We start from the raw sequence: 11418 nt of genomic DNA on the forward strand, positions 1-11418 counted from the left end.
TAGTTGACATTATGGTTAACGACGGGAGTTCATTATGAATAACAAAACGATTCTATTTGTCGTCTTGTCAGTGATATTTGGTGTGATAGCGGTTTTCCTCGCTCAAAATTGGCTTGAGTCCAACAGCAGTGCTGCCAATGTGGAAAATACGACCAGCGTGGTAACAGTGTCTAGCTTGGTGCCTATGGGGACCATTGTCGATCGCAAGCATTTAGTTCTCACCGCTGTTCCTGAAGGCATAGTGCCTAAGGGCTCTGTGACTAAGTTTGAAGATGCCGAAGGAAAAGTCGTAAATCAAAAGCTGTATCCTGGTGAGATTTTACGCCAAGAAAAACTGATCAATAAAGGTGAGGGGAGCACATTAGCTAGCCTGATTCAGCCTAATATGCGAGCGGTTACCATAAGGGTAAACGATGTAGTTGGCGTAGCAGGTTTCTTGCTCCCAGGTAACCGAGTAGATGTAATTAACCTTTTTAAAGAGGGGGATTATAAGACCGATGTGGTGCTTTCTAATGTAAAGATTTTGGCCATCGATCAACGAGCGTCAAACGATGAGAATAAACCCGTGCTGGTTCGAGCGGTTACCTTAGAGTTGAGCATGGCTCAAGCGGAACAGTTGTTGGTTGCAAAAGGACGTGGCTCATTGCAGTTAGCCTTAAGAAACCCTAATGATGATGCACAAGTTGAGGTGGCTTTACTCAATGCAGAAAAAGACGAATCTGTTAAGTCTGAGTCGATGAAGCCTATTGTTGAGGCTCCGCCAGTAGTTGTTAAGCCATCAATACCAACTGAAAAAGTGGTGTATATACAGCCGAGCTCAAAGTCTAAGGTATTAATATTAAAAGGGATAAATGAGCAAGAAGTAAAGGTAAATGAATAATCGCTTGAAACTTATTTGATATAACCCAAGGGGTGAAGAGGAGCGGACTATGCTGCGTTCGACTGGCAAAAATTGGAAACTAGGATGCGTGTTCTTGGTGTTCATTTCGGCCTTGATGCATCTACCTGTATTGGCTGGTGGGCCGTTTGAGGGAGCAAAAGAGTTAAAACAGATCCCTATCTTTAAGTCTCGTGTTTTACCACTACCTAAATCAGTACAAAGAGTCTCTGTGGGGAATCCTGAGATCGCCGACATCAAGCTATTACCTAAAAATAACTTGTATATATTGGGTAAAAAGTTGGGTAGTACCAATGTGATGATTTGGGATGAAAATGAAATATTAACCAGTGTTATGGATATTGAAGTGACCCATGACTTAAACGGATTAAAATTGCGATTGCATGAGTTTTTGCCAACGGAAAAACTGGCAGTACAAACTTCTCAAGGACAACTTCTCTTAAGTGGTCAAGCCTCCAACCTGCAAAAGATGAATACTGCTATGGAGTTAGCCCAGGCGTATGTAGATGCATCGCCCACCATAGGCAAACCTAAAAGTACGGTATTAAACATGATGACAATTGGTGGGGGTCATCAAGTCATGTTAGAAGTTGTCGTTGCCGAGGTTCAACGTGAAATTGCGCGTCAGTTTGATTCAAAGTTTTTGATCTTTAATCAAGGTTCTCACCTGTCCGGCGGCGTCGTTGGTGGCGGTGGTGGATTTGTCGATTCGGGTATTGGTGGAGTAACCAGTAAAGGCTTTTTCGCTCAGTATATTAACCAAGACTTACTGATGAACTTCGCCCTCGATGTGGCTAAACAAAATGGGTTAGCCAAGGTGTTAGCTGAGCCTAATGTGACTGCCATGAGTGGTCAATCGGCCGAGTTCTTATCCGGAGGCGAGTTTCCCGTTCCTGTGCCAGACAAAGATGGTAGCACTACGATTCAATATCGTGATTTTGGTGTTGGGGTAAAGTTTTTACCCACTGTGTTGGATTCAGGCCAGATAAATTTAAATTTGGACGTAGTCGTAAGCGAATTAAGTAATTCTAATTCTGTTTCGATATCAGGGAGTAATACCACGTCTGTTTTAATTGTTCCCTCCCTGGTTAAACGCAGCACAGCTACAACCGTTGAGCTAGCCGATGGTCAAACGATAGCGATCAGTGGTCTGATTAGCGACACCTTACGTGAGAATATCGATAAGGTGCCAGGTCTCGGCGATGTTCCCGTATTAGGGCAACTCTTTTCGAGCAAGAGCTTTCGAAGTGGCCAGACAGAGCTAGTGATTTTAGTGACGCCACGCTTAGTGAGACCTTTCAATAAAAAGGATGTTGTCCTTCCCACAGATGGCTTTGTTGCTCCATCGGATGTCGAGTTTTACCTATTGGGTAAAGGCTCTACCAAAGAGAGTCCTAAGAATAAGGCTGATACGCCTTATGAGCCTGTGATGTCCAATATCAAAATTGAAAATAGTGGTACTCAACAAAAATATGGTCATTCACTTTAGATTGGAGCTATGAGTATGAATAAATTTAATGCCAGAGCGAGTGAAGTGAACAGGTGGCTATCTATTATTGTATTCAGTCTACTTGTATCTGCTTGTGCTAATGAACACAATTTTTCGATGGGAGATAGCTATTTACAAGTGAGAGATGTTCAAGTTCTCGATCCTGAAGCCTCTGAGCGTAACGACGGATTAGTCTTAAGTTTAGAGGGTAACTATGGTCGTCAAGTGATGTTGAATTATCGCAAGAGTAGTGAAAATCCCACTAAGGCTAAAGAGCTAGGCACCTCGATGATAATTGAATAATTATTAGTCGGAGATCAAATATGTATGGCATGTCAGGCAAGGACTCGATAACGCATATAGGTGTAAGGCATCAACGCGGTGCAATTTTGGTGATGTTTACCATAGGCTTATTTTCGTTGCTTGCAGTGGCCGCGTTAGCTCTGGATGGTGCTCATATGTTACTAAGCAAGGGACGATTACAAAATGCTGTGGATGCCTCGGCTCTACATGCCGCCAAAGCACTAGATAACGGTGCAACGCTAGCTCAAGCGAGGCAGGCGGCAGTGAGTATGTTGTCACAGAATCTTGCGTTTGTAGAAAACAATGAGCTTGAAACTAATATCAGCTTTAGTCCAGCCGATTACAGCACAACTAATGTCACGAGTAACATCTCGATTGAATTCTCTGTCTTACCCGACCCCTTTATTCCTGTCACTATCGAAGGGAGTGAATATGTCAGAGTGAGAGTTGAAAATGTTGGTTTAGATAATTTTCTTGCCCAACTGTTAAGTTTCAATAAACGTGTTAGGGCATCAGCGGTCGCGGGGCGGAGTACTGATATAACCTGCAACAATAAAATTGTGCCCTTATTGGTTTGTGCAGTGAATGATGATCCCGATTATACGGTAACTGGCCCAAATGGAGAGCAGGTACCGGCCCCATATGGCATAGAGACTAACAGTCTGTACGCCATGAAGTCGGGTTCAGCGCAGGCAAGTGATGAAGCTATCGGGCCAGGTAATTTTCAGTTATTAGCCTTGGACGGCACTGGGGCCGATGTTATGCGCGCGGCGCTGGCGGGTGAATACTCTACTAATAGCTGTGTCGGAGCAGGTGATTTCGTACCGACAGAGCCTGGTAATAATGTTGGCCCTGTGTCTCAAGGTCTGAATACCCGTTTTGGTCAGTGGCAAGGCGGGGGATTAAATTCCACGGATCACCCAAGAGATCGCAACATATGTCAGGGAGAGCGCATTAATCTTGATGCCGATGGTAACATAGCGAACCCTAGCGCCGCTTACTACAGTCATAGCCAATATTTAGCGGATGACAATATCGATAATTGTATAGACAGTACCATAGACGCAAATTATCGCAGAGAGATGCCAGTGGTTATTGGTGTTTGCGATGGACTGACCAATGGACGTAATGACATTGAAGTTAAAACCACGGGCTGTTTTTTCTTAGTACAAGATGTTGACCAAGGTGGACAAGAATCCTTTGTAGTTGGGGAGTTTGTGACCGAGTGCCCAGGAACTGGCAATGCATCGGTCGATCCCTATTTCGTCAGCAATAATCATACAATAGTGCTTTATAAAGATCCTGATAGCCCAGACTCCTAGGAGAATGCAATGAACTTTTCGTTACAAAAGGGCGTCGCGGCAGTTGAAATGACCATTCTATTGCCTTTTATGTTGCTACTGGTTTTTGCAACCGGAGAGTTGGGGCATTTTTTGTTTCAATATAATACCCTGACTAAGTTAGTTCGCGATGCTGGATTGTACTTAGGGGCTCATGCCGATACTCGGCAAACATCAATTCTTCCTGATCCATTGGAGGATGATGACTGTAATGATTGTATAACAAAAACCACAAACTTACTCCTCTATGGTAAGACGACTGCAGGGACAAGCCCTATCTTAAAGGGGTTAAGCGCAGCAGATATTAATATTGATGAGTATCCAGCCGGCAGTCGAAGATTGGTTATTTCGGTGTCCTACAATTGGCAACCGATACTGGGGGAGAAACTCACCACTTTTGGCCTGGGCAATGAGGTCGATCTTAGCTTTAATCTCAATACTAGCTATGCGGTCACAGCATTATGAATAGAGATAAAGGCATCTATACTGTCGAGTTTGCTATTGTTGCGGCAGTGTTTTTTATCTTACTGTTTGGTGCCATTGAGGTTGGGCGGCTATTGTATACATACAGTGTATTGCAAGAAGCTTCTCGCCGCGCCGCGAGATTAGCAATTGTCTGTCAGCCGACCACAAATATAGATAGTTTGGCCTTGTTTAACGGCAGTAATTTGGTACCTAACTTAACTGCCGGTAACCTTGATATTAGCTATCTTCGCGATAATGGCGATCCAGCAACTGGCGCCGATATCGAGTTGATCAAAGCAGAAATTAAAAATTATCAGCATGATCTCTGGATACCCGGATTACATCTCAGCCTAAACTCACCAGTATTTACCACCACGCTCCCGCGAGAGAGCTTGGGGGTTTTTCCTGGAGGAAGCACCATTTGTCAATAATCACGATATTAGTGTGATGACTCTCCGAATTAGCGACTATAGTAATGATAAGGATTGTTGTAGTAACTCAGGGTTGGCTATATGGACAAACCATTGAAATTATTCACTAGTGAATCTAGTAATGCTTCGAGTTTAGAGGAGAATATGGATTTTTATATGCCTTCTCCATTGAACGTCTTGCTGATAGATGTGCAAAAAGAGTTTTTACCCAAAATTGAGGCTAATTTAACGCAGTGTGTCAATTTACATTGGGAAAAAACTACGGATTTAACAGGAAGTAAAAATGCCGATGCGTCAGGTAAGTCTTTTAATTTGATTTTGTTGGTCATTCCAAATGAAGAAGTGTTAGCTCAACAAGCCTTAGCATGTGCTGCAAGTTATAAGTCAGAGGTGATAATTCTAGGGAGAGATACCCCCCAAAAAGTAATACGGCATGCCTTTCAATATGGAGTGAGTGACTTTATACCTTTGGACGCACCTGATATTGAACTGATCACAGCGCTTAAAAACATTGCCCAGCTGTTAAGCACCAAGGCTGAGCTTGCGCCGGTATTAGCCGTTGTTAACGGTAAGGGTGGCTCGGGGGCCAGTTTTATTGCTTCAAGTCTGGCTGCTATCGCCGCTGAGCGCGGTGATATGGATATAGCTTTGTTAGATACTGACTTACACCATGGAGCGTTGGCTCATATCTTAGGAGTGGAACCTAATTATTATCTTGTTGATGCATTGCAGGCATTGGATGATCTCGATGAGGTTGCATTGCGTAGTGCAATGATTTCTAAAGGTAAGTTACACCTGCTTGCTGCGGCTCCTTTTTCATTATTAAATTTACATCACGATATTAAGTTGGAAAATATATACGACTTAATATGGAAGTGTCGTCAGTATAATGACCAGGTTATTTTGGATTATTCTCGTGGGCCAGAGTATTGGAATATTGAGTTACTTCGTAATTCAGATATTTTGTTGGTGGCGCAACAAAACTTAATCATTATTAGAGAGGTGAAGGCGCTCATTCAACAGCTGATTAATCATTTAGGTATTGATAAAAGTAGAATTCATATACTCGTTAATAGGTATGACAAGTCGGATTCTCAAATAAAATTAAATGACGTCAAGCATGCGATCGGTATTGATTCAGTATTTGTTGTAGGAAATGATTATAATTTGGCAAGCCAATGTGAGGATTTGGGTCGGCCTATAACTGAAATCGCAAAAAAACAGAAGATGTATCTTGACTTAATTGACCTTACACAAAAGTTAATGCCTTATAAGGGGCATGAGCCGAAAAAAACGAAAGGTTTTCTTTCGCGTTTGTTGGGATATTAGTTGGGGACTCAGATTATGGATAATATGAATTTTCCTAGTAAAGAGAGTTATCAACCTCTGACTGTTGAAGAGCAAGAACTTAAAATTCAGTTGTATGACAAATTGCTAGGTGTGATGGACCTGTCATTAATTGAAACCGTTTCTGCTGATCAAGCTCGGGGCCAAATAAGTGAAATATGCGAAAGGCTTATAAGTGATTTACATATTCCAATTAACCTTGCTTCTAGAAAAAAGTTGATAAAACTTATTATTGATGAAGTATTAGGCCTGGGTCCATTAGAGACATTATTAGCTGATTCGACAATTTCAGATATTTTGGTTAATTCTTTTGACAGGGTATATGTTGAACGACGAGGTAAATTAGAGCATGTCAATGTTAAATTTCATAGCAATGCTCACCTCCTCAATATTATTGATCGTATTGTTTCTAGTGTCGGGCGTCGCATTGATGAGTCCTCCCCAATGGTTGATGCGCGGTTGGCTGATGGCTCAAGGGTAAATGCCATCATTCCTCCCTTGGCATTAGATGGCCCCTCTCTTTCTATTCGACGCTTTTCGGTCGATAAATTAACAGCAAAAGAGTTGATCGAATATGAATCAATCACTGCTGAAATGGTGGAGCTTCTTGAAGGTGCCGTTAAAGGTAAGTTGAATGTATTGGTCTCAGGTGGAACTGGTAGCGGTAAAACGACATTACTTAATATGTTGTCTGGTTATATTCCATCTGATGAACGTATTGTGACTATCGAGGACTCTGCTGAATTGCAATTACAGCAACCTCATACAGTTAGGTTAGAGACGCGTCCGCAAAATATCGAAGGCCGCGGTGAGGTGACTCAGCGAGATCTCGTTAAGAACTGCCTGCGAATGCGACCAGATCGAATAGTGGTAGGAGAGGTTCGTGGCGGTGAAGCATTAGATATGCTCACGGCGATGAATACTGGTCATGAAGGATCGCTTACGACATTACATGCCAATAGCCCGCGAGATGCGCTTGGCCGATTAGAATATATGGTTTGCATGGCTGGATTTGATATGCCGGTGAGCAACATAAGAACTCAAATTGCCTCGGCTATAGATTTGGTGGTTCAGCTTGAGCGGCAAGAGGATGGGCGAAGGCGTGTGATTAGCATTCAGGAAATTAACGGCATGGAAGGGGATGTCATTACTATGTCTGAAATTTTTCGTTTTACTCGTGAAGGTATCAATGAACATGGCCAAATAAAGGGGAGTTTTGCGGCTACTGGCGTAATACCGGGTTTTCACTCAAAACTCAAACAACATGGCATCGATTTACCTTATGAATTGTTTAACTGTGGTGATCCTTTCGCTAAGTTTTAGGAGATTTACCTATGCTCTCTAATGAAATGATATTTTTAGGATTAATATTCATCGCAGTTATTTTCCTATCTCAAGCCTTATTTTTACCCGTATATAGTCCGCAGCGTGCTAACACAGCTCAGGTTCGCAAACGTTTACAGAAGTTATCGCAAGAATCCGGTGATGGCGTACTAGAGACCTCATTACTCAGGAAAAACCGTTTAAGTAAAGTGGGCGCGATAGGCCGAGCATTAGAGCATATAGGTTTTATAGAAGATTTAAGCTATCGACTGGAACTCGCTGATTATCGTTTATTAGGTCATCAATTTTTGCTGTTGGCGCTAGTGACTGCCAGTGTGGCGGGAGGGGCTAGCTGGTGGTATATGCGTGAACCAATAATGACTGTTTTTGTTATTTTAATGGTTGTCATGTTGTTCTTTTTTAAACTTAATAGAGACACTGCTAAAAGGATGGATGCGATTGAAGCAAGCTTTCCCGATGCTCTTGATGTCTTAAGGCGTGCCTTGCAAGCTGGTTATTCCTTTTCTGATGCAATCAAGTTAGTGACTGAAGAGATGGATGGACCATTGGCTAAAGAATTTAGCCTAATGTTTGCAAACATTAACTACAGCAAAGACACTAAAAGAGCAATCCTCGGATTTATTGAACGTGTACCAAGCGTGTCTGCAATGGCATTTGCAAGTGCGGTTATGGTGCAGAAGGAAACGGGTGGCAATTTAGCAGAAAATATCGATAACTTGTCACAAGTTATCCGTAAGCGTTTTATGTTTCGCCGACGAGTGAAAACTCTATCGGCTGAGGGACGGCTTTCTGCCTGGATCTTGATTCTATTACCTTTTGTCCTCTTTGCCGTGATTTATATACAGACTCCTAGTTATGTTGGTGAACTTACAGGAACTGAAGATGGGCGTCGTTTATTAATATGGGGCGCGATAGGCATGACACTTGGTGGTCTTTGGATCAGTAAATTGATTAGGATTGATATGTGATATGGACTATTTAATAGGACTTATTAATCAGGTTTTTGACGATCCCGAACATGTTAAATGGGCTATTTATATCGTCGCTGCGATAGTGGGAATAACGCTCGCATTATCAATTTCATTCCTCATTAGCGGTGTCTATTCGCCCGTAAGAAAGCGTCTACAGCATATTAAAGGTGAGCAGGGACATTCAGGTACCTATGAGCAAAGTGAAGTAAACAAGACCTTAGAGCATGGTATTGGAAAATTAAGTAAGCTCTCTTTTTTGAATTTATCTAATGATGAAACTCGCCGGCTACTTATACATGCAGGCTTGCATTCAGATAATGCGTTGGCGGTATTTAGTGCTATTCGACTCTTGTTACTATTAATTGGTGCAGCGCTCTCTATTGTACTACTTCAATATTTTAATGATTTATCAGTCATGATCAGCGTCTACTTAGTCTGTCTGGTTATGGGTGTTTTCTTTTTGGCTCCATCGATGATTTTGACCTATATGGCCCATAAACGTATGCGTGCGCTGAGAGTAGGATTTCCTGATGCGCTTGATCTACTTGTTGTTTGTTGTGAGGCAGGATTAGGGCTTTTAGCAGCTTTACAGCGTGTAGCAAGGGAGCTTTCATTAAGTCATCCTGACCTGTCCAGTGAACTCGAATTAGTGTGTAATAAGATTAGAGCGGGGCTGACCGTAAAAGTTGCCTTGAATGAGTTTACAGAACGTACGGGCCTAGAGGACATTAAAGGGCTCAATTCGGCTATATCACAGAGTATAAGGTTAGGTACTGGGATAGCAGCCACTTTAAGGGTGTTTTCGGAGGAGTATCGAGATAAACGCTTGCAACAAGCTGAAGAACAAGCGGCAAAGATGGCTGTAAAAATGATATTTCCGATGATGTTTTGTATATGGCCCTCTTTCTTTATTGTTGCGGTAGGCCCGGCTGTGCTGAAAGTGATGAAAGTCTGGGGACAAGCATTCTAATCTAAAAATGGGCAATATGTTGTGCTTTAAATAAACTAAGGAGCGAGTTTATGTTAACAAGGTACGGGGGAACACAGCGATTGACTGTCGTAGTGCTGTTTTTTACGTTCATTTTGACAGGCTGCGCATCTACCAAAGAGGAAATTCAAGTTTCTCCCAAACCCCAGCGGCAAGATCTATATCAGGGGCAATCTCAAGTTGCTCTGGGTGATAGTGTCCCCCTGTCTGAGCAGGATGCACTCAATCGAGCTACCGATGCAGAGCGAGCTGGTGATCTGGATAAGGCGCTTTATGCTTATATTCAAGCGCTAGATTTTAACCAGAACAATGCCGATACTTTTTATCAAATTGCCCGAATTAACTTGGCTAAAGGTAACCAAGATATTGCGTTTAAAGCGTATAATGAAGCGCTAATTATTGCTCCAGAACATAGGTTAGCTAATGCTGAATTAGGGATTCTCGAGATTGATCAGCGTCAATATACATTGGCACGGAAACACCTCGAAAAAACGGTCAAGCTCGATCAACAAAGATTAGCCGAGCTGAAGGCGACGTCAGTCAATGCAGGGTTTATTGCTTTAGATGAGCTATCTCCTTTAAGAGTGTATAACGCATTGGGGATTTTGGAAGATCTTGAGAATTATCATCAGATGGCTAGAACTTATTTTTTGTTGGTTTTAGCGTTTCAGCCGAAATCTCCTGTAATTGCGACTAATTTAGGCTACTCATTTTATCTTATCGGGGATTTCGAAAAAGCTGAAGCCTATCTAAAGCAGGCGTTAAGAGCAGACCCCAGTTTTGATCGAGCATGGTCAAATCTAGGCCTTGTCTACATACGTAAAGGACTTTATCGAAAAGCCCTAGCTAGTTTTGAGCAGACAATGTCCACAGCTGATGCATTAAATGATCTGGGATACTTTTTAATGTTAGAAGGAAAGTATGAGCAAGCGATCACTATGTTTAAGCAAGCGATAGACAGTTCCCCCACTTATTTTGAACGAGCACAGAAAAACCTAAAGATTGCCTTGGCTTCCAAAATTAATTGATAATCATACAGGTTGACTTAATTGTTGCTTTAGCTAGCTCTTGATTGAGGTGCTCTCGCTGTTATCCGATTTGAAGACTGTTCTACTGTTGTCATAAGCGGTAGTTAAATAATCTACGTAGGCATAACCATACTGAGTAGTTCAAGCATAGGGTAAACAAGTATTCTGTTATTGCCGGAAGCCAGACTTTAAACCAATCCCTAAGCCCTGCATGCTCAAGAATGCGGTGTAGTTTCTTAAGATAGGACTTAATCGCTCTGTAATGATGGGGAATAAGCATGATGATATGTTGGCCGCCGAGACTGTAAGAGTACCGTTCCATATCTTAGTGAGCATCTGCAAAATGATGCTAGGCGAAGCTATCGCCGCAACCAGCGTCGTTTTATACTCTTGCTCGCCTGCCTGGTGTCGCTAAAGCCTATCTCGCTTCGCTAAACATAGTTATTAAGTCGTCATACGTCATTATTAAGTTGTTTTAGCGTCCTCAAGGAGCAATTCTGTATGGAATGGCCTTTTCTTAGCTTATTTAGAGCCGGTGAGGCTAGGATTAGGGAGCAAAACTAAGTGGTCACCTTCCAAAATATGTCATTTTTGATGGGGAATTCATCATATTGTTTGATGTTTGAGCATTTGGCGCGAATGTATAAAACAATCTGAGAAAAGGCCTTGACGCCTCGCTCGCCCTGAGTAGAATACGCAGCCCTAGCCACTCGGAACTACCGAGATGTGCAAATGCTCTTTAACAATTTATCAAGTAATCTGTGTGGACACTCACAGGTATTGAGTTAATCGAAAACGATTTAAATCTCAATGC

The 11418-nt window shown here is 42.2% G+C and carries 11 protein-coding genes; all 11 read left to right on the forward strand.

What is annotated here, in order from left to right; genetic code table 11:
* Window positions 1-34: 34 nt before the first annotated feature.
* The 11 genes from cpaB (at window position 35) to GNT65_RS10840 (ending at window position 10604) form a co-directional block, all read left to right on the forward strand.
* Window positions 35-880: a Flp pilus assembly protein CpaB gene (cpaB, locus tag GNT65_RS10790; RefSeq protein ID WP_160796078.1), complete on the forward strand. Its 846-nt coding sequence runs from the start codon at window positions 35-37 to the stop codon at window positions 878-880.
* Window positions 881-929: 49 nt separating this feature from the next.
* On the forward strand, window positions 930-2387 hold the full coding sequence (locus tag GNT65_RS10795; protein WP_181006239.1) for a type II and III secretion system protein family protein: 1458 nt from the start codon (window positions 930-932) through the stop codon (window positions 2385-2387).
* Between the two features lie 15 nt (window positions 2388-2402).
* Window positions 2403-2690: a hypothetical protein gene (locus tag GNT65_RS20655; RefSeq protein WP_239872196.1), complete on the forward strand. Its 288-nt coding sequence runs from the start codon at window positions 2403-2405 to the stop codon at window positions 2688-2690.
* Window positions 2691-2719: 29 nt separating this feature from the next.
* Entirely contained in the window at window positions 2720-4012 is a 1293-nt protein-coding gene (locus tag GNT65_RS10805) for a pilus assembly protein TadG-related protein (RefSeq protein ID WP_244952156.1), read from the forward strand.
* A 9-nt stretch (window positions 4013-4021) separates the two neighbouring features.
* Window positions 4022-4495, forward strand: coding sequence for a TadE family protein (locus tag GNT65_RS10810; protein ID WP_160796082.1), 474 nt, complete (start codon window positions 4022-4024; stop codon window positions 4493-4495).
* Window positions 4492-4926 (forward strand): TadE/TadG family type IV pilus assembly protein, encoded by a 435-nt coding sequence (locus GNT65_RS10815; RefSeq protein WP_160796084.1) that lies wholly within the window; start codon window positions 4492-4494, stop codon window positions 4924-4926. Before GNT65_RS10810 ends, GNT65_RS10815 begins: the two co-directional genes overlap by 4 nt.
* A gap of 81 nt (window positions 4927-5007) precedes the next feature.
* The gene (locus GNT65_RS10820; RefSeq protein WP_160796086.1) at window positions 5008-6255 is read left to right on the forward strand and encodes a CpaE/TadZ family protein; all 1248 of its coding nucleotides are present in this window, start codon (window positions 5008-5010) and stop codon (window positions 6253-6255) included.
* 15 nt (window positions 6256-6270) lie between these two features.
* Window positions 6271-7596 carry a TadA family conjugal transfer-associated ATPase gene (locus tag GNT65_RS10825; RefSeq protein WP_160796088.1) on the forward strand — a complete coding sequence of 442 codons (1326 nt, stop codon included), beginning with the start codon at window positions 6271-6273 and terminating at the stop codon, window positions 7594-7596.
* 11 nt (window positions 7597-7607) lie between these two features.
* Window positions 7608-8585 carry a type II secretion system F family protein gene (locus GNT65_RS10830; RefSeq protein WP_160796090.1) on the forward strand — a complete coding sequence of 326 codons (978 nt, stop codon included), beginning with the start codon at window positions 7608-7610 and terminating at the stop codon, window positions 8583-8585.
* Window position 8586: 1 nt separating this feature from the next.
* Entirely contained in the window at window positions 8587-9558 is a 972-nt protein-coding gene (locus tag GNT65_RS10835) for a type II secretion system F family protein (protein WP_160796092.1), read from the forward strand.
* Window positions 9559-9608: 50 nt separating this feature from the next.
* On the forward strand, window positions 9609-10604 hold the full coding sequence (locus GNT65_RS10840; RefSeq protein ID WP_160796094.1) for a tetratricopeptide repeat protein: 996 nt from the start codon (window positions 9609-9611) through the stop codon (window positions 10602-10604).
* Window positions 10605-11418: the final 814 nt, after the last annotated feature.

Source organism: Shewanella insulae (assembly GCF_009831655.1).
GTDB lineage: Bacteria > Pseudomonadota > Gammaproteobacteria > Enterobacterales > Shewanellaceae > Shewanella > Shewanella insulae.

Coding starts and splice junctions, on each gene's coding strand:
- cpaB (WP_160796078.1), top strand. CDS start 35: ATGAATAACAAAACGATTCTATTTGTCGTCTTGTCAGTGATATTTGGT.
- GNT65_RS10795 (WP_181006239.1), top strand. CDS start 930: ATGCTGCGTTCGACTGGCAAAAATTGGAAACTAGGATGCGTGTTCTTG.
- GNT65_RS20655 (WP_239872196.1), top strand. CDS start 2,403: ATGAATAAATTTAATGCCAGAGCGAGTGAAGTGAACAGGTGGCTATCT.
- GNT65_RS10805 (WP_244952156.1), top strand. CDS start 2,720: ATGTCAGGCAAGGACTCGATAACGCATATAGGTGTAAGGCATCAACGC.
- GNT65_RS10810 (WP_160796082.1), top strand. CDS start 4,022: ATGAACTTTTCGTTACAAAAGGGCGTCGCGGCAGTTGAAATGACCATT.
- GNT65_RS10815 (WP_160796084.1), top strand. CDS start 4,492: ATGAATAGAGATAAAGGCATCTATACTGTCGAGTTTGCTATTGTTGCG.
- GNT65_RS10820 (WP_160796086.1), top strand. CDS start 5,008: ATGGACAAACCATTGAAATTATTCACTAGTGAATCTAGTAATGCTTCG.
- GNT65_RS10825 (WP_160796088.1), top strand. CDS start 6,271: ATGGATAATATGAATTTTCCTAGTAAAGAGAGTTATCAACCTCTGACT.
- GNT65_RS10830 (WP_160796090.1), top strand. CDS start 7,608: ATGCTCTCTAATGAAATGATATTTTTAGGATTAATATTCATCGCAGTT.
- GNT65_RS10835 (WP_160796092.1), top strand. CDS start 8,587: ATGGACTATTTAATAGGACTTATTAATCAGGTTTTTGACGATCCCGAA.
- GNT65_RS10840 (WP_160796094.1), top strand. CDS start 9,609: ATGTTAACAAGGTACGGGGGAACACAGCGATTGACTGTCGTAGTGCTG.